This window comes from Maritimibacter sp. HL-12 (assembly GCF_900177545.1).
Lineage (GTDB): Bacteria > Pseudomonadota > Alphaproteobacteria > Rhodobacterales > Rhodobacteraceae > Sinisalibacter.
On the sequence record NZ_FXBQ01000001.1, the window covers coordinates 3,014,164 to 3,030,238 of the forward strand.

A 16,075-nucleotide genomic window follows, 5' to 3' on the forward strand; every position below is an offset into this window, starting at 1 on the left:
ATGAACGAGACGCACACCCCTTTGGGGCTTGAACACAAGTTCGTGGCGCTGGGCGCCACCGAGGCGGTCGAGGGCGGGCTGCGGATCGAGGGCTATGCCAGCTATTTCGGCGAGGCCGACCGGGGCGGCGACGTGGTGCAGCGCGGAGCCTATGCCGCCTCGCTCGCCGCGCTTGCGGCAAAGGGCGGCCAGGTGAAAATGCTCTGGCAGCATGACCCGGCGCAGCCGATCGGCGTCTGGGACGAGGTGCGAGAGGATGCGCGCGGGCTGCACGTGAAGGGCCGCATCCTTGCCGATGTCGCGCGCGGCCGCGAGGCCGCGGCGCTGATCGCGGCAGGTGCCATCGACGGGCTTTCGATCGGCTATCGCACGGTGAAAGCCACCAAGGACGACAAGGGCCAGCGGCTCTTGACCGAGCTGGAGCTTTGGGAGGTGTCGCTCGTGACTTTCCCGATGCTGCCCAGTGCGCGGGTGGGGGCCAAGGGCGACAGCCCCGACGGTGCCGCCTTGCGCGAAATGGCGCGCGTCATCGACGATGCCCGCCATCTGCTGGCCCGCGACCGAGCCAGATCCGAACCCTCAAGACAGGACATTCCATGAGCAAGACAGAGACCAAAGCTCAGGGCCGTGCGGGCGCATCCGCGGGCCTGTCTCCGACCGAGGAGGTGAAGACCGCCCTTGCCGGTTTCGTGAGTGATATCAAGTCATTTCAAGACGACATTGCAACAAGACTTCAACAACAAGAAGAGCGACTGACCATGCTGGACCGGAAATCCCACACCACCGCTGGCGCGCGCCCCGTGCTCGCCTCCCATGTCGACACCGGCGCGCCGCACAAGAAGGCCTTCGAGGCTTACGTGCGCAGCGGCGACGATGACGGGCTGCGCGGCCTCGTGCTCGAAGGCAAGGCGCTGAACACCGCGGTGGCCTCGGACGGCGGCTACCTTGTCGATCCCGAGACCGCGGCCAGCATTGCCAGCGTGCTCGCCTCGACCGCCTCGATCCGTGCGGTCGCCAACGTGGTGCAGGTGGAAGCCACCTCCTATGACGTGTTGATCGACCACGGCGACGTGGGGTCTGGCTGGGCCAGCGAGACCGGCGCGCAGGGCGAGACCGCGACGCCTTCGATCGAGCGCATCACCATCCCGCTGCACGAGCTTTCGGCGCTGCCGAAGGCCAGCCAGCGCCTGCTCGACGACAGCGCCTTCGATATCGAGGGCTGGCTCGCGGGCCGGATCGCCGACAAGTTCGCCCGCGCCGAGGCCGATGCCTTCATCAACGGCGACGGGGTCGACAAGCCCACCGGCTTCCTCACCCACCCGACGGTCGACAACGACGCCTGGACCTGGGGCGCGCTCGGCTACATCGCCACCGGCACCTCGGGCGGCTTCGACCCGATTGATCCCGCCGATGCCCTGATCGACCTCGCCTATGCGCTCGATGCCGAGTATCGCGCCGGCGCGAGCTTCGTGATGAACTCGAAGACGGCGGGCGCGGTGCGCAAGATGAAGGATGCCGACGGCCGCTTCCTGTGGTCCGACAGCCTCGCGGCGGGAGACCCGGCGCGGCTGCTGGGCTACCCGGTGCTGATCGCCGAGGACATGCCCGAGATCGGTGCCGATGCGACCGCGATCGCCTTTGGCAATTTCGCCGCCGGCTACACCGTGGCGGAACGCCCCGATACCCGGATCCTGCGCGATCCGTTCTCGGCCAAGCCGCATGTGCTGTTCTACGCGACCAAGCGCGTGGGCGGCGACGTGAGCGATTTCGCGGCGATCAAGCTGCTGAAGTTCTCGGCATTCTGATCCGGTGACCGGCTCCGCGCCCGCCGTTGGCGGGGGCGGAACGTGGGCGCGCGCCTTCTGGTTCTGCGTTGTCTAGCTGCTCCCCCTCCGTCCGAGCGACGCAGGCGGCGCGCGCCCACTCCTGCGATGCGAGGGGCCCGAATTTCGGAGAAGTTCCATGATGTTAGTCGAGCAGACCTCAGTGCCGGGCGCGGCCCTGCCGGTCGCGGATTTCAAAGACCATTTGCGGCTGGGCACCGGGTTTGCCGATGACGGGGTGCAGGACGCGGTGCTGGAAGCCTATCTGCGCGCGGCGATCGCGGCGATCGAGGCACGCACCGGCAAGGCGCTGATCGCGCGCGCCTTTGCCTGGACCCTGACCGCCTGGCGCGACCTTGGCGCGCAGGCCCTGCCGGTGGCACCGGTGAGCGCGATCACCGCGCTCACCATCACCGACCGGCTTGGCGGCGAAGAGGTGGTCGATGCCGGCCGCTACTGGCTGGAGGCCGACATGCAGCGCCCCCGCCTTGTTGCGACCGGCCTGACCTTGCCGGTGATCCCGGTCGGTGGCAGTGCGGTGATCGGCTTCGAGGCCGGGTTCGGCCCGGACTGGGGCGATGTGCCCGCCGATCTGGCGCAGGCGGTGTTCCTGCTTGCGGCGCGCTACTATGAAGACCGTGGAGCCGGTGCCGGCGAGGCGACGATGCCCGCAGGCGTGGAGGCGCTGATCGCGCGCTATCGCCCGATGCGGCTGTTTGGCGGGGGTGCGCTGTGAAACCGCCCCTGTTGAACCGCAAGCTCATTCTCGAGACGCCCGAGCGACTGGCCGATGGGGCCGGGGGCTACACCGTCACATGGGTGCCCCTCGGCGAACACTGGGCCGAGATTCGGCCCGGCACCGGGCGCGAGCGGGCGCTGGAAACCCTGACCGTTGCCAATGTGCCGCTGCGCATCACCCTGCGCGCTTCCCCGGAAGGTGCGCCTTCGCGACCCCGGCCCGAACAGCGCTTTCGCGATGGCAATCGGATCCTGCGCATTCTCGCGGTGACCGAGGCCGACGGGGGCACCCGGTACCTGACCTGCTTCGCGCATGAGGAGGTGAGCCAATGACCTATGGCGTGGCGGCGGCGCTGCAAGCGGCGGTCTACCAGCATCTTCAGGCCGACGCGTCCCTTGCCGCGCTGGTGGGCGGCGCGATCTACGACGCGGTGCCGCCCGGCCTGGTGGCGGGCACCTACGTGAGCCTCGGCCCCGAAGATGTGCGCGAGGCCTCCGACAAGACCGGCCACGGCGCGTTGCACGAGATCACTGTGAGCGTGGTGACCGACGCGGCCGGGTTTAGCGCCGCCAAGGCGGTGGCAACAGCGATTTCCGATGCGTTGGTGGATGCCGATCTGGCGCTCGCGCGCGGCGCGCTGGTCTATCTCAACTTCCACCGGGCGCGGGCGCGCCGGGTGCAGGACGCCGACATGCGGCGGATTGATCTCGTGTTCCGCGCACGCGTGCAGGACGACTGACAACCCCTTTATATCACGGAGATATCCCATGGTTGCCCAGAACGGCAAGGACCTTCTCATCAAGCTCGACATGGACAATGCGGGCTCTTTCGAAACCATCGCGGGGCTGCGCGCCACGCGGATCAGCTTCAACGCCGAAACCGTCGATGTGACCTCGCTGGAAAGCCAGGGCGGATGGCGCGAATTGCTCGGCGGTGCCGGGGTGAAATCGGCGGCGATCTCGGGCTCGGGCGTGTTCAAGGACGCGGCCACCGATGCGCGCGCGCGGCAGATCTTCTTCGACGGCGAGGTGCCGGGCTTCCAGGTCATCGTGCCCGATTTCGGCATCATCGAGGGGCCGTTCATGGTGACCGCGCTGGAATACGCGGGCAGCCACAACGGCGAGGCGAGCTACGAGATCAGCATGGCCTCGGCGGGCGCGCTCCTGTTCACGGCACTTTGAGCATGGCGAACCCCTGGACCGGCGAAGTCGCGCTGACCATCGACGGCGAGCGCCACCTGCTCAAGCTCACGCTCGGGGCGCTGGCGGAGCTGGAAGACAGCCTCGGCGCGGATTCGCTGGTGGCGCTGGTGGAACGCTTCGAGAGCGAGGCGTTTTCCACCCGTGACGTTCTGGCGCTGATCGTGGCGGGTCTGCGCGGCGGCGGCTGGCGCGGGCGCGCGGCCGATCTGGTTTCGGCCGAGATCTCCGGCGGGCCGGTTGAGGCGGCGCGCGCGGCGGGCCGGCTTCTGGCGCGCGCCTTCGCGGTGCCGGGCGAGGGCGAGGGCGATGAAGTTTGATTGGGCCGGGTTGATGCGTCTGGGGTTCCGGGGCCTTGGACTGACCCCGGCCCAGTTCTGGGCGCTGACCCCGGCGGAACTGATGCTGATGCTGGGGGTGGATGGTGCCGCGGCGCGGTTCGGGCGGTCTCGGCTTGAAGAATTGGCACGGGCATTTCCCGACCGCGTGTCGGGGCAGGAAACGGAGTGACGAGATATGGCTGATCTGGACAGGATCGACGGGTTCGATGATCAACTGGCGGCGCTGGAGGGCAGCCTGCAGAGTGCCAGCGTGTTGACCGCGAGTTTTCGCGGCGAACTGGATCGGATGGGGGCGAGTGTTGACCGCCTTTCAACCGATGTGGGCGTGCTTTCGGGCGGGTTCAGCCGAGGTCTCAAGAACGCTCTCGACGGCTTGGTTTTCGGGTCGATGACGCTGTCGGACGCCTTCCGGTCGCTGCGCCAGACGATGATCGACACGGTCTATGACGCCTCTGTGCGGCCGGTGACCAACCATGCCGGCGGTCTTCTGGCCGAGGCTGTGGGAGGGATGATGAACGCGCTCCTGCCCTATGCCAAGGGCGGTGCCTTCAGCCAGGGCCGGGTGATGCCGTTTGCGCGCGGGGGCGTGGTGTCGGGCCCGGTTGCCTTTCCGATGCGCGGCGGCAGTGGGCTGATGGGCGAAGCCGGCCCGGAGGCGATCATGCCGCTTGCGCGCGGTGCCAACGGCAAGCTCGGCGTGCAGCTTGAAGGCGGCGGCCGGCCGGTCAATGTCACGATGCATATCTCGACCCCCGATGTGATGGGGTTCCGGCGCTCGCAGGGGCAGATCGCAGCGCAGGTGAGCCGCGCCATCGCGCGTGGAAATCGCTTCAGTTGAGGGGAATAACATCATGAATTTTCACGAGATAAGATTTCCGGCGAACCTGAGTTTCGGCTCGGTGGGCGGGCCGGAGCGGCGCACCGAGGTAGTGACGCTGGCCAATGGCTACGAGGAACGCAACACGCCCTGGGCGCATTCGCGCCGCCGCTACGACGCCGGTGTGAGCATGCGCTCGCTCGACGATCTGGAAACCCTGATCGCCTTTTTCGAGGCGCGGCGCGGCCAATTGTTCGGCTTTCGCTGGAAGGACTGGGCCGATTTCAAATCCTGCGCGCCGTCGCAGGAGGTGGACTATCGCGACCAGCTCATCGCCACGGGCGACGGCAGCACCACGGCGTTTCAAATGGTCAAGACCTATCGCTCTGGCGAGTTCAGCTATACCCGCCCGATCCAGAAGCCGGTGACGGGCAGCGTGAAGCTCGGGCTGCACGGCGACGCCCAGATCGAGACGGTGCATTACGAGGTCGATACCGCGACCGGGATCGTCACCTTCATGAGCCCCCCGGCGGCGGGGGCGGAGGTGACGGCGGGGTTCGAGTTCGACGTGCCGGTGCGCTTTGCCACCGACCGGATCGAATCCTCGGTGGCCTCGTTCAAGGCGGGCGACGTGCCGAGCGTGCCGGTTGTGGAGGTGCGGGTCTGATGGCGATGGCGGCGGATTTCGGCGCGCATCTGGCCAGCGGCGTGACCACGCTCGCCCGGTGCTGGGCGCTGACGCGGCGCGACGGGCTGGTGCTGGGGTTTACCGATCACGACCGCGATATCGGCTTCGAGGGGATCACCTTCCGGGCCGACACCGGGCTGAGTGCGCGGGCCTTGCAACAGACCACCGGGCTTTCGATCGACAACACCGAGGCGCTCGGCGCGCTCTCGGATCTGGCGGTGACCGAGGCCGATATTCGCGCCGGGCGTTACGACGGGGCCGCGGTGCTTGCCTGGCTGGTGAACTGGGCCGATCCGGATCAGCGGCAGGTGTTGTTCCGTGGCCAGCTTGGCGAGATCACGCGCGGCGGCGGGGCGTTCCGGGCCGAGCTCGTGGGGCTCTCCGAGGGGCTGAACCGGGCCCAGGGCCGGGTTTACCAGGTGCCCTGTGCGGCGGTTCTGGGCGATGCGGGATGCAAGGTCGATCTCTCCGACCCGGCCTATTCGGGCGTTGGCGTCGTGCTCGCCGACGCGGCGCAGAAGCGGTTTCGGGTGTCGGGTCTTTCAGGGTTTGCCGAGGGCTGGTTTGCGCGCGGGCGGCTGGTCGTGCTGAGCGGGTCTGCCGCGGGGCTGGTGGCGACGGTCAAGGTCGACCGGCTGGCCGACGGTTTGCGCAACATCGAGCTGTGGCAAAGCCTGCGCGCGGATATCGCGCCGGGTGACGAGGTGCGGCTGGAGGCAGGCTGCGACAAGCGCCCGACGACGTGCAAGGACAAGTTCGCCAATTTCATCAACTATCGGGGCTTTCCCGATATTCCCGGCGAAGACCAGGCGATCAACATCCGGGTGCGGGACGTATCGACGACCGGATCGCAAGGGCGTGGCAAATGAGGGCGCCTTCGGGGCAGGGCGCGCGGATCGTCGCCACCGCGCGCGGCTGGATCGGCACGCCTTACGTTCATCAGGCCTCCTGCAAGGGAGCGGGGGCGGATTGCCTCGGGCTGGTGCGCGGGGTCTGGCGCGACGTGATCGGGCGCGAGCCGGTCGAGGTGCCGCCCTATACGCCGGACTGGGCCGAGGCGCGTGGCGAGGAAGCCCTGCTGAACGGGGCGGCGGCGCTGCTGCGGCGGGTCGGGGCCGATGCCGCGCGCCCGGGTGATCTGCTTGTTTTCCGGATGCGCCGGAGCGCCGTGGCCAAGCATCTCGGCATTCTCGCCGAGACCGGCGCGGCCCCGAGCTTCATTCACGCCTATTCGGGGCACGCGGTGCTGGAAAGCCCGCTCACGCCGCCTTGGGCGCGCCGCATCGTGGCGTATTTTCGTTTTCCTGAAAGGGGTTAGAGATGGCGACAATCGTTCTTTCGGCGGTCGGCGCGGCGGTTGGCGCCTCGGTGGGCGGTGGCGTTCTGGGCTTGAGCTCGGTGGTGATCGGGCGCGCCGTGGGGGCGATTGCCGGCTCGCTCATCGACCAGGCGATCATGGGCGGCGGGTCGGACACCGTCGAAACCAGCCAGGTTGACCGGTTCCGCCTGACCGGCGTTTCCGAGGGCGCGGTGGTTCGGCGGGTTTTCGGAGCAATGCGGATCGGCGGCCAGGTGATCTGGACATCCCCGGTACGCGAACATGCGATCGTCACGGAAGAAGGGTCGGGTGGCTCGGGCAAGGGCGGTATGTTCGGTGGCGGCAGCGGGGCCGGCACCACCGCGCGCACCACCGAATACCGCCACAGCTTGAGCATTGCGATTGCGCTGTGCGAAGGCGAGATCACCCGCGTTGGCCGGGTCTGGGCCGATGGCGAGGAAGTGGCCGCGGAGAACCTGGGCATCCGCGTCTACACCGGCACCGAGACGCAAGGGCCCGATCCGAAGATCGAGGCGGTGGAGGGGACGGGCAACGTGCCGGGTTATCGCGGCACGGCTTACGTGGTGATCGAGGATCTCGACATTACCGCGTTCGGCAACCGGGTGCCGGTGTTCAACTTCGAGGTGTTCCGGCCCGAGGGGCCGGATCAGCCGGCCGAGATCGCGCGCGGCACCCGGGCGGTGGCAATCATCCCCGGCACCGGCGAATATGCGCTGGCCACCAGCCGGGTGCATTACGGCGACAGGTTCGGTGAAAAGCGCCCGGCCAACGAGAACACGCCGCTCGGCAAGACCGATTTCGCCGCCTCGCTCGACATGCTCACCGGCGAACTGCCCAACCTCGAATCCGGCTCGCTGGTGGTGAGCTGGTTCGGCGACGATTTGCGCTGCGGGCAGTGCGAGGTTGCGCCGAAGGTGGAAAAGCACGTCGAGGACGGCCACGAGATGCCATGGCGCGTGGCCGGGATCACGCGTTCAGCCGCCAGTCTGGTGCCGCTTGAGAGCGGCCGTCCGGTCTATGGCGGCACGCCGACGGACCAATCGGTGATCGAGGCGATCACGGCGCTGAAGGGCGCGGGCAAGGCGGTGACCTTCTACCCGTTCATCCTGATGACGCAGATGGCGGGCAATGGGCTTGCCGATCCCTGGACCGGCGCGGCCGGACAGCCGGCCTTGCCTTGGCGCGGGCGGATCACGCTTTCGGCGGCTCCGGGCCGCGATGGCTCGCCCGACGGAACGGCGGCGGCAACGGCACAGGTCGCGGCGTTTTTCGGCAGCGCGCAGCCGGGCGATTTTTCGCTGCAGGGCGACACGATCAGTTACCACGGACCGGACGAATGGTCGTATCGGCGGTTCATCCTGCATTATGCCCATCTTTGCAAGGCGGCAGGCGGGGTCGAGGCCTTCCTGATCGGCTCCGAGATGCGCGGGCTCACGCAGATCCGGGGGCCGGGCGGGAGCTTTCCCGCCGTCGACCGGCTGGTGCAGCTTGCGGCGGATGTGCGCGCGGTGCTGGGGCCTGAGGTGAAGATCTCCTACGCCGCCGACTGGTCGGAGTATTTCGGCTACCACCCGCAGGACGGCTCGGGTGATCTGCGCTTTCACCTCGACAAGCTCTGGGGTGACGATAACATCGACTTCATCGGCATCGACAATTACATGCCGCTGTCGGACTGGCGCGATGGCCCCGACCATGCGGACGCGCATTGGGGCTCGATCTACAACCTCGATTACCTCAAGGCCAATATCCTCGGCGGCGAGGGCTACGACTGGTTCTATCACGCGCCCGAGGCCGAGGCGCTCCAGCGCCGCACGCCGATTACCGACGGGGACCACGACGAGCCCTGGGTCTGGCGTTACAAGGATCTGCCGAACTGGTGGCGCAATGCCCATCACGAGCGGATCGGCGGGGTGCGCCAGACCGAGCCGACCGACTGGGTGCCGGGCTCCAAGCCGATCTGGTTCACCGAGATCGGCTGCGCCGCGATCGACAAGGGCACCAACCAGCCCAACAAGTTTCTCGACCCGAAAAGCTCCGAATCGAAGCTGCCAAAGTATTCCAGCGGCCAGCGCGACGATTTCATCCAGATGCAATACCTGCGTGCGCTGAACGAGTTCTGGGCCGATCCGGCGAACAACCCGACCGACCTCGAGACCGGGGTTCAGATGCTCGACATGAGCCGCGCCCATATCTGGGCGTGGGACGCCCGGCCGTTTCCGTGGTTTCCGCGCAGCGGCGCGCTTTGGTCGGATGGCGGAAATTACGCGCGCGGGCACTGGCTGAACGGGCGCGCGACAAACCGCTCGCTCGCCTCGGTGGTGCAAGAGGTCTGCGCGGCGTCCGGGCTGGCCCCGGTGGATACTGCGCGACTCTACGGGCTGGTGCGCGGCTACGTGATCGACGCCGTCACCGGCGGGCGCAACGCGCTCCAGCCGCTGATGCTGGCCTATGGTTTCGAGGCCGCCGAGCGCGAAGGGATGTTGCGGTTTTTCTCGCGCACCGGCCTTGCCGACCGGGTGATCGACCGTGACAGGCTGGCGCTCCATGACGAGATCGAAGGCGCGGTGGAGTACAGCCGTGCGCCCGAGGCCGAGGTGGCCGGGCGGGTCCGGCTGAATTTTGTCGAGGCCGGGCGCGATTATGGGGTGCGCGCGGCGGAAGCGATCCATCCCGAGGAGCCGACGCTCGCCGTCTCGACCAGCGAAATGCCCTTGCTTCTGACCACCGGCGAGGGCCGGGCGATCACCGAGCGCTGGCTTGCCGAAGCGCGGGTCGCGCGCGACGGCGCACGTTTTGCGCTGCCGCCCTCGGGGCTTGGTAACATGGCGGGCGATGTCGTCGAACTCGATCTGCCGGAGGGGGCGGGGAATTTCCGCCTCGATCACGTCGAACAGGGCGAGGTTGCGCTGGTGCAGGCGGTGCGGGTCGAACCGAGCGTGTTCGAGCCGGTCGAGGCGCTCGATCTGGAGGCCGACATGCCGGCCTTCACGCCGCCGGTGCCGGTTCTGCCCCTGTTTCTTGATCTTCCCCTGCTGCGCGGGGACGAGATCGCCCACGCCCCCTATCTCGCGGTGACCGCGCTGCCCTGGCCCGGGCCGGTCGCGGTCTACCGCGCGGCCGAGGACGACGGCTACGGTTTTGTCACGCGTCTCGGTGCCCCGGCGCGCGTGGGGGTGACCGAGACGGTGCTCGCCCGGGCCCGTCCCGGCGTGATCGACCGTGGCCCGGTTCTGCGGGTTCGGATGACGACGGGCGACCTCGCCTCGGCCTCTCTTGAGCGGGTCCTGAACGGCGCGAACGCGGCGGTGATCGGCGATGGCGCGCCGGACAACTGGGAGGTGTTCCAGTTCACCACCGCGGAGCTTGTGGGGGAGGGGCTGTGGGAGATCAGTGGTCGTTTGCGCGGGCAGGCGGGTTGCGATGCAACCATGCCGGAGGTCTGGCCGGTCGGGTCATACGTGGTGCTGCTCGACAGCGCGGTGGCGCAACTGCCCCAGGCGCTCGGCCAACGCGGACTTGAGCGGCATTATCGCATCGGTCCGGCCGCGCGCGGCTATGACGACGCGACTTATGTGCATGAGGTTCATGCCTTTTCCGGTGTCGGGCTGCGCCCCTACGCGCCGGTGCATCTGAGGGCGGGCTGGAGCGGTGGCGATCTGGAGGTAAGCTGGCTACGTCGGACCCGGATCGACGGCGACAGCTGGTTTGCCGAAGAGGTGCCGCTGGGCGAAACCCAGGAACGCTACCGGGTCCGGGTGATGGCCGGGCTCGACGTCTTGCGTGAGGCCACGGTGACTGCGCCGGCATGGAGCTACAGCGCCGCGATGCAGGCCGCCGATGGCGTGGAACTGCCCTTCGCGGTGGAGGTGGCGCAGGTCTCGGAGGTCTGGGGTGCCGGGCCGTTCCGCCGTATCGAGATCGCAGCGTGAGATGCGGCGGGTGTTGCACGGCGATGTAAGCACCGCGGCCCGCGCCCTGCTGGCCGCAACACCCGGGTCCCGCGCGGCGCTCGTTGCACGGTTGTTGCGCGAGGCCGAGGCTGCCGATCGCTTTCGCGGTGCCAGCGGGCGAGCGCACCCGCTCTGGGGCAACGGCAGCCTGATGTCGGCGGCAATGGCCTATCCGCGGGCGCGCGAACCCTACCTCGACGACCGCGAATATGCGGCCTGCCTGGTCATGGTTCTGGAAGGCTTGATCGCCCGGGCGGAGGTTTGACGGGGTGATCGCCCGGGCTGCGCTGACCCTCAGCCGCGCACCAGGAAAACGGTGATGAACAGCCCGATAATCGCGAAGGCGAGGGAATAGGAGGCGGCATATTGCGCGATGTCGAGCGCCTTGCCGCCCCGGGACCGGGCGGTGTAGCCGCCGATCAGGGCGCCGAGCAGAGCGAACGCGAGAATGATCATGCCGGACCCCCTTGGCCAAGGGGGCCTGGCCCCCGGTGTCAGATGCTGCCGCTCGGTGCGATGGCGGCGATCTCGTCGAGGCGGGCACCAACCGCCGCCTCCGAGCCGAAGCCATAACGTGCCCATCCGAGGCTGTCGAGACGGACAAGCTGCGCCTCTGGGTCGCGGCCCTGGAATTCGAGCGCCTGCGCCTTGATCATCATCAGCGTCGAAAGGAGGACCGCGTTCTCTGCCCTGGTCACGGCACCGAGATAGCTGTCCGCGATGCGAATCGCGGTCTCGGCATTGCCGAGGGAAAGCGCATGGGCGGCGATCTGCACGCCCATGTGCGCCGCGTGCAGCGCAGTGGCCGGCGAGGTGCGGTAGATTGCCTCGGCGTCGCGGAAAGCTGCCAGCGCGATATCGGAATTCACCCCGAGGTGGAGCCGGCCAAGCGCGTAGAGCGAGAAGGCAAGCCGGTGGTCGCGCCAGTTGTGGACCCGGGCGAGATCGACGGCGCGGCGGGCTGCATCGCGGCGGGCCTGTGGGCCCGCGGTGCCGCCGAGCGCCTCCTCGATCGCGTGTTTCCATGCCGCCGGGGTGGCCGCAATCGGGCGCGGGGTGCCGTCGCCGCCGGCGGGATTGAGGCGGGCGAGCAGGCCGGGCAGGCGCGCGGCAACCTCGTCGCGGGACATCCCCGAGCGCAGGTCCGGCGCGTAGTAGGCGCGCAGGATCAGCATGTCGAAGCCGGTGAGCACGTTGTGGAAATTGTCGTCGTTGAAGACGCTGTCGGGCAGCCGGTAGAGATCGTTGACCGGCCCGAGCGCCTGGGCGACCTCTTCGTGCAGGCAATCGCGGATCTCCTGCGGGCTCACGTCGCCGGGAATGAATACCGCCATCCGGCTGCGTTCGGTGAGCGAGGCCCAGTCGGTTTGCGCAGTGCGACGCGCCGCCTTGTATTCCGCCCAGCTCGACACGTTGGGGGCGACGAAACAGGCGGCGCTGGGCACCAGCCGCTGCAGCTCGCGCTTGGTGATCATCTCGACGGTGATGTCGCCCTGATCGCCGGAAACCTGGCGGATCTCGATCCCGGCCTCGATGCGCAGCCGGGTCAGCAGCCGGTCGATATCGGTTTGCAGGCTGGCGGGCGCGCGGCCGGTCACGGCAAAGGTGACGGGCCCCTCGAATCGGGTGAACACCGGCAATGCGCGGCCACTCTCGAGGCGGAAGGACAGATCGAGGAAATCGGCGGCGATCTCGCTGTTGGGCCGCATCGGCCGTTCGATCCCGGAGCTGGCGAAGGCTTTCATCGGCGGCATCTGCGCCGGCACTTCGATCTGCCGTGACGTCACCTGTCGGGCCGTCACTTCCCCTTGCGGCAGCTCGGCGGCACAGCCCGCCAGCCCCAGGACCATGATCGCCCCCACGATCATCCCGCGTTTCAAGGTCATTGTATCGCCCCCCGTTGATACTTGATGAACGGTGTTTCCTCGCCGATCCGGTCGTAGAGCTTGCGCGCGGTGGTGTTGAAGCTCTGCGTCATCCAGTAGACCGAGGGCGCGCCCCTTGCGTCGGCGGCGGCATAGACCGCCTCGATCAGCGCCCGGCCCACGCCTTGTCCGCGGTGCGCGGGGTCGGCGTAGAGGTCTTGCAGATAGCAGACGTCCTCGATCTTCCAGTTGTGGCGATGGAAGATGTAGTGCACGAGCCCCACCGGCACGCCGCCGGTTTGCGCGATCAGGCCGAACTGCGGCTCCTCCTCCGAAAGCAGGCGGGCAAAGGTGGTGGCATAGACCTCCTCGCTCACGTCCGCCTCGTAGAACGCCAGGTAGGCCGACCACAACCGGCACCAATCGGGCTCGTCAGCGCGCGTCAGCGAGCGGACGGCAGGAATTGTATTGTCTCCCAAGGCAATACGCTTTCACCGTTATCGCCCCCCCAGGCCCATTCAGGGGTAGGTGGCCAACCGATTCGGCGGAAGGGAAAAATGGCGGAAATCGGGCGGAAAACGGGCTGTTTCCGGACGGGAAACAGGAGCGTCGCAAAATCTAGTGGTTGCGCATGGCCCCGCCACAAGCCGGCCGCGGCAATACGGCGAAAATGGGGCGGGGTCAGAGCGGCCGGATGCGCAAGGTCGCGATCCGGTTCTCGGCGCGTTCCAATACCTCGAAGCGGAAACCGTGAAACGAGAAGGTCTGGCCCTCGTTCGGGATCATCTGGGCTTCGTGAATGACCAGCCCCGCGACCGTATTTGCCTCTTCATCGGGCAGCGACCAGTCGAGCGCGCGGTTGAGGTCGCGGATCGTCATCGCGCCATCGACGATGACGCTGCCGTCCTCCTGCCGCGCGACGCCGGATTCGGCGGCGAAGGTGTCGAACTCGTCGGTGATCTCGCCGACGATCTCCTCGAGAATGTCCTCCAGCGTGATCAGCCCCTGCAGCGCGCCGTATTCGTCCACCACCAGCGCGAAATGGGTGTGGCGCTTGAGGAAGTTGCGCATCTGGTCGTTCAAGGTGGTGGTGTCGGGCACGAAATAGGGTGCCATCGCCACCTCCATGATGTCGAACTTGTCGAAGGTGGCCCCGTCGGCGGCCTCGCGCGCGGCATACATCGCCCGGCTGAGATCCTTGGCGTGGATCACGCCGACGATGTTCTCGGGCTCGCCGCGATAGACCGGCAGCCGGGTATGCGCCGAGGCCAGCGCCTGTTTCAGCACCTCCTCGGGGGGCAGGTCGGCGTCGATCATCTCGATCTGGCTGCGGTGCAGCATGATCTCGTCCACGGTGCGGTCGATCAGGTCGAGCGCGCCGAGGATTCGGTCTCGGTCTTCCTTGTGCACCGTGCCCTCGGAATGGCCGAGGGTGAGCGCGCCCGCGATCTCGTCGCGCACCGCGAGAAGGTGGGCATTGGGATCCGTCTTCACCCCGAACAGGATCAGCAGCCCCCGGGTGAGCGCGCGCACGGCGGAGACGACGGGCGAGAACAGCAGCACCACTACCCGGATCGGCGCCGAGACCAGCGCGGCGGCGGATTCAGGCCGGGTGATGGCGTAGGTCTTGGGCAGCACCTCGGCGAAGATCAGCACCAAGAGCGTCATCACCAGCGTCGCCAGCGCCACCCCTTCGGCCCCGAACAGCCGGGTGAGCAGCGCGGTGGCGAGCGAGGTCGCGAGGATGTTAACGAGGTTGTTGCCGAGCAGCACCGAGCCGATCAGCCGCTCGTTGTCCTCGGTGATCGCGAGCGCCCGTTCGGCACCACGGTCGCCCTTGTCGGCCCGCGCCCGCAGCTTGCCGCGCGAGGAGGCGGTGAGCGCGGTTTCCGAGCCCGAGAAGAAGGCCGACAGAACCAGCAGCACGAGAATGGCGGCGGCGGTCAGCCAGGAGGCGGTGTCGAGAAAGGGGGTGGCGGCGTCGGGCGTCATCGGTGTTGTCTTTCTGGTGAGGTTGCCTCTCTATGGCCTTGCAGGGGCCGTGTTTCAAGGGAGGGGGCATGAGGATCGCCGATCTGGGCACCTTTCGCGGGCCGGTCATCGCCTATGGCGGTGCCTTGGCCAACCTTTCCGCGCTCGGAGCCTTGCTGCGCGAAGCCGGGCGCGCGGGGGTGCCGGGGGCGCAGGTGATCTGCACCGGCGACATCGCCGGGATCGGCGCGCAACCCGCCGAGTGCATCGCCGCCACCCGCGCTTATGGACACAGGCTGGTGGCCGGCAATATCGAGCGTCAGCTCTCGGCAAGCGCGGCCGACAGCGGCTCGGGCTATCCACCGGGAAGCGTGGCGAGGCGGATCGCGGCGAAGTGGTGGCAGCACACCGATGCGGCGGTAACCGCCGAGGCGCGCGACTGGATGGAGACCTTGCCCGATGTCGCGGTTTTCGCCCACGAGGGGCGGCGCTACGCGGTGGTGCATGGGGCCGGCACCTCCGCGTCGCGTTTCCTCTGGCCCTCGACGCCCGCGGCGGTGTTTGGCCGCGAAATCGAGGCGATCGCCGCCGCCGCTGGACCGGTCGACGCGGTGATCGCAGGCCATGCCGGGATCGCTTTCATGCGCGACATCGCCGGGGTGCTCTGGATCAACGCCGGGATCATCGGCCAGCCGCCGCACGACGGGCGGCGCGGCGGGCGCTACCTGCGGCTCGACGCCGACGGCGCGCGCATCCTCAGGCTCGACTACGACCCGGCCCCGGCCTTCGCCGCGATGGTGGCGGCAGGCCTGACCCAAGGCTGGGATCTGGCGCTGATGACCGGGCGCTGGCCCTGCACCGAGATGCTGCCCGAAACGCTGCGGCGGGGCTGTTGACGCAGGTCATGGCGGCATCCGGGCAACCGGGCCAGACTGCCAGTGGATTGTCGGGGGAGGGCTCTGCCATGAAACCTGTCAAACGCGCCGTCACCTTCGCCGCGCTGGTTGCGGCGACTGCCCTGATGGCCTGCACCGCTCCCGCCCACGCGGGCGATTGCACCGGCTACGTCGTCGGGGTTCAGCCGGTGTCGAAATACAACCACGCTACAGGTACGGGGTTCCTCGCGGTGCGGTCGGGGCCGGGGTCGACTTACGCCCAGCGCGGCGAGGTGTACCTCGGCGACGAGATCTCGGTCTGGGACCGCAACGGCAACTGGTATTACGTTTCCTGCATGTCGGGGCGCTGCACCCAGCCCTACTGGGGCCAGCCCACGCCACAGGGCTGGGTCTACGGCAAGTATCTCAGCATCGGCGGGGTCTGCCCCTAGGCCGGTCGCCCCGGGC

General features: G+C 68.2%; 20 protein-coding genes. 16 read left to right on the forward strand and 4 right to left on the reverse strand.

The features are described 5' to 3' along the window. The 14 genes from B9Y97_RS14905 (at position 1) to B9Y97_RS14970 (ending at position 11,161) form a co-directional block, all read left to right on the forward strand. Positions 1-600, forward strand: a complete 600-nt coding sequence (locus tag B9Y97_RS14905) for an HK97 family phage prohead protease (RefSeq protein WP_085527487.1) — start codon at positions 1-3, stop codon at positions 598-600. Then, positions 597-1,805, forward strand: coding sequence for a phage major capsid protein (locus B9Y97_RS14910; RefSeq protein ID WP_085527488.1), 1,209 nt, complete (start codon positions 597-599; stop codon positions 1,803-1,805). Before B9Y97_RS14905 ends, B9Y97_RS14910 begins: the two co-directional genes overlap by 4 nt. Positions 1,806-1,962: 157 nt before the next feature. Beyond that, positions 1,963-2,559 (forward strand): head-tail connector protein, encoded by a 597-nt coding sequence (locus B9Y97_RS14915; protein WP_085527489.1) that lies wholly within the window; start codon positions 1,963-1,965, stop codon positions 2,557-2,559. After that, positions 2,556-2,894, forward strand: coding sequence for a head-tail adaptor protein (locus B9Y97_RS14920; protein ID WP_085527490.1), 339 nt, complete (start codon positions 2,556-2,558; stop codon positions 2,892-2,894). Before B9Y97_RS14915 ends, B9Y97_RS14920 begins: the two co-directional genes overlap by 4 nt. Next, complete coding sequence (locus B9Y97_RS14925; protein WP_085527491.1) at positions 2,891-3,301, forward strand: DUF3168 domain-containing protein; 411 nt, start codon at positions 2,891-2,893, stop codon at positions 3,299-3,301. Before B9Y97_RS14920 ends, B9Y97_RS14925 begins: the two co-directional genes overlap by 4 nt. Before the next feature lie 28 nt (positions 3,302-3,329). Further along, positions 3,330-3,743: a phage major tail protein, TP901-1 family gene (locus tag B9Y97_RS14930; protein WP_085527492.1), complete on the forward strand. Its 414-nt coding sequence runs from the start codon at positions 3,330-3,332 to the stop codon at positions 3,741-3,743. 2 nt (positions 3,744-3,745) lie between these two features. Then, positions 3,746-4,081: a gene transfer agent family protein gene (locus B9Y97_RS14935; RefSeq protein WP_085527493.1), complete on the forward strand. Its 336-nt coding sequence runs from the start codon at positions 3,746-3,748 to the stop codon at positions 4,079-4,081. Further along, entirely contained in the window at positions 4,071-4,271 is a 201-nt protein-coding gene (locus B9Y97_RS14940; RefSeq protein WP_085527494.1) for a rcc01693 family protein, read from the forward strand. Before B9Y97_RS14935 ends, B9Y97_RS14940 begins: the two co-directional genes overlap by 11 nt. A 6-nt stretch (positions 4,272-4,277) precedes the next feature. Then, a complete protein-coding gene (locus B9Y97_RS14945) occupies positions 4,278-4,940 on the forward strand; it encodes a phage tail tape measure protein (RefSeq protein WP_085527495.1) in 663 nt (220 codons plus the stop codon). Between the two features lie 13 nt (positions 4,941-4,953). Then, positions 4,954-5,586, forward strand: a complete 633-nt coding sequence (locus tag B9Y97_RS14950; protein ID WP_085527496.1) for a DUF2460 domain-containing protein — start codon at positions 4,954-4,956, stop codon at positions 5,584-5,586. Next, complete coding sequence (locus tag B9Y97_RS14955; protein WP_085527497.1) at positions 5,586-6,476, forward strand: DUF2163 domain-containing protein; 891 nt, start codon at positions 5,586-5,588, stop codon at positions 6,474-6,476. The genes B9Y97_RS14950 and B9Y97_RS14955 overlap by 1 nt, the downstream gene beginning before the upstream one ends. Further along, positions 6,473-6,925: an NlpC/P60 family protein gene (locus B9Y97_RS14960; RefSeq protein ID WP_085527498.1), complete on the forward strand. Its 453-nt coding sequence runs from the start codon at positions 6,473-6,475 to the stop codon at positions 6,923-6,925. Before B9Y97_RS14955 ends, B9Y97_RS14960 begins: the two co-directional genes overlap by 4 nt. Positions 6,926-6,927: 2 nt before the next feature. After that, entirely contained in the window at positions 6,928-10,875 is a 3,948-nt protein-coding gene (locus tag B9Y97_RS14965; RefSeq protein ID WP_085527499.1) for a baseplate multidomain protein megatron, read from the forward strand. Between the two features lies 1 nt (position 10,876). Further along, the gene (locus B9Y97_RS14970; RefSeq protein WP_085527500.1) at positions 10,877-11,161 is read left to right on the forward strand and encodes a DUF7742 family protein; all 285 of its coding nucleotides are present in this window, start codon (positions 10,877-10,879) and stop codon (positions 11,159-11,161) included. Positions 11,162-11,190: 29 nt separating this feature from the next. On the opposite strand, the gene B9Y97_RS18190 is transcribed toward B9Y97_RS14970, so the two are convergent. From B9Y97_RS18190 to B9Y97_RS14985, 4 genes are all read right to left on the reverse strand, one after another. Then, on the reverse strand, positions 11,191-11,352 hold the full coding sequence (locus B9Y97_RS18190) for a hypothetical protein (protein ID WP_176224385.1): 162 nt from the start codon (positions 11,350-11,352) through the stop codon (positions 11,191-11,193). Positions 11,353-11,390: 38 nt separating this feature from the next. Then, complete coding sequence (locus B9Y97_RS14975) at positions 11,391-12,782, reverse strand: DUF2927 domain-containing protein (protein ID WP_254900934.1); 1,392 nt, start codon at positions 12,780-12,782, stop codon at positions 11,391-11,393. Next, the gene (locus B9Y97_RS14980; protein WP_254900935.1) at positions 12,779-13,174 is read right to left on the reverse strand and encodes a GNAT family N-acetyltransferase; all 396 of its coding nucleotides are present in this window, start codon (positions 13,172-13,174) and stop codon (positions 12,779-12,781) included. Before B9Y97_RS14980 ends, B9Y97_RS14975 begins: the two co-directional genes overlap by 4 nt. A gap of 268 nt (positions 13,175-13,442) precedes the next feature. After that, positions 13,443-14,753: an HlyC/CorC family transporter gene (locus B9Y97_RS14985; protein ID WP_085527502.1), complete on the reverse strand. Its 1,311-nt coding sequence runs from the start codon at positions 14,751-14,753 to the stop codon at positions 13,443-13,445. A 68-nt stretch (positions 14,754-14,821) separates the two neighbouring features. Here B9Y97_RS14985 and B9Y97_RS14990 point away from each other — a divergent pair, with 68 nt between their 5' ends. Continuing rightward, on the forward strand, positions 14,822-15,628 hold the full coding sequence (locus tag B9Y97_RS14990) for a metallophosphoesterase family protein (protein ID WP_176224386.1): 807 nt from the start codon (positions 14,822-14,824) through the stop codon (positions 15,626-15,628). 68 nt (positions 15,629-15,696) lie between these two features. Beyond that, positions 15,697-16,059: an SH3 domain-containing protein gene (locus tag B9Y97_RS14995; protein WP_176224387.1), complete on the forward strand. Its 363-nt coding sequence runs from the start codon at positions 15,697-15,699 to the stop codon at positions 16,057-16,059. Positions 16,060-16,075: the final 16 nt, after the last annotated feature.

Coding starts and splice junctions, on each gene's coding strand:
- B9Y97_RS14975 (WP_254900934.1), bottom strand. CDS start 12,782: ATGACCTTGAAACGCGGGATGATCGTGGGGGCGATCATGGTCCTGGGG.
- B9Y97_RS14925 (WP_085527491.1), top strand. CDS start 2,891: ATGACCTATGGCGTGGCGGCGGCGCTGCAAGCGGCGGTCTACCAGCAT.
- B9Y97_RS14940 (WP_085527494.1), top strand. CDS start 4,071: ATGAAGTTTGATTGGGCCGGGTTGATGCGTCTGGGGTTCCGGGGCCTT.
- B9Y97_RS14935 (WP_085527493.1), top strand. CDS start 3,746: ATGGCGAACCCCTGGACCGGCGAAGTCGCGCTGACCATCGACGGCGAG.
- B9Y97_RS14965 (WP_085527499.1), top strand. CDS start 6,928: ATGGCGACAATCGTTCTTTCGGCGGTCGGCGCGGCGGTTGGCGCCTCG.
- B9Y97_RS14955 (WP_085527497.1), top strand. CDS start 5,586: ATGGCGATGGCGGCGGATTTCGGCGCGCATCTGGCCAGCGGCGTGACC.
- B9Y97_RS14950 (WP_085527496.1), top strand. CDS start 4,954: ATGAATTTTCACGAGATAAGATTTCCGGCGAACCTGAGTTTCGGCTCG.
- B9Y97_RS18190 (WP_176224385.1), bottom strand. CDS start 11,352: ATGATCATTCTCGCGTTCGCTCTGCTCGGCGCCCTGATCGGCGGCTAC.
- B9Y97_RS14970 (WP_085527500.1), top strand. CDS start 10,877: ATGCGGCGGGTGTTGCACGGCGATGTAAGCACCGCGGCCCGCGCCCTG.
- B9Y97_RS14945 (WP_085527495.1), top strand. CDS start 4,278: ATGGCTGATCTGGACAGGATCGACGGGTTCGATGATCAACTGGCGGCG.
- B9Y97_RS14985 (WP_085527502.1), bottom strand. CDS start 14,753: ATGACGCCCGACGCCGCCACCCCCTTTCTCGACACCGCCTCCTGGCTG.
- B9Y97_RS14990 (WP_176224386.1), top strand. CDS start 14,822: ATGAGGATCGCCGATCTGGGCACCTTTCGCGGGCCGGTCATCGCCTAT.
- B9Y97_RS14930 (WP_085527492.1), top strand. CDS start 3,330: ATGGTTGCCCAGAACGGCAAGGACCTTCTCATCAAGCTCGACATGGAC.
- B9Y97_RS14960 (WP_085527498.1), top strand. CDS start 6,473: ATGAGGGCGCCTTCGGGGCAGGGCGCGCGGATCGTCGCCACCGCGCGC.
- B9Y97_RS14910 (WP_085527488.1), top strand. CDS start 597: ATGAGCAAGACAGAGACCAAAGCTCAGGGCCGTGCGGGCGCATCCGCG.
- B9Y97_RS14915 (WP_085527489.1), top strand. CDS start 1,963: ATGATGTTAGTCGAGCAGACCTCAGTGCCGGGCGCGGCCCTGCCGGTC.
- B9Y97_RS14905 (WP_085527487.1), top strand. CDS start 1: ATGAACGAGACGCACACCCCTTTGGGGCTTGAACACAAGTTCGTGGCG.
- B9Y97_RS14995 (WP_176224387.1), top strand. CDS start 15,697: ATGAAACCTGTCAAACGCGCCGTCACCTTCGCCGCGCTGGTTGCGGCG.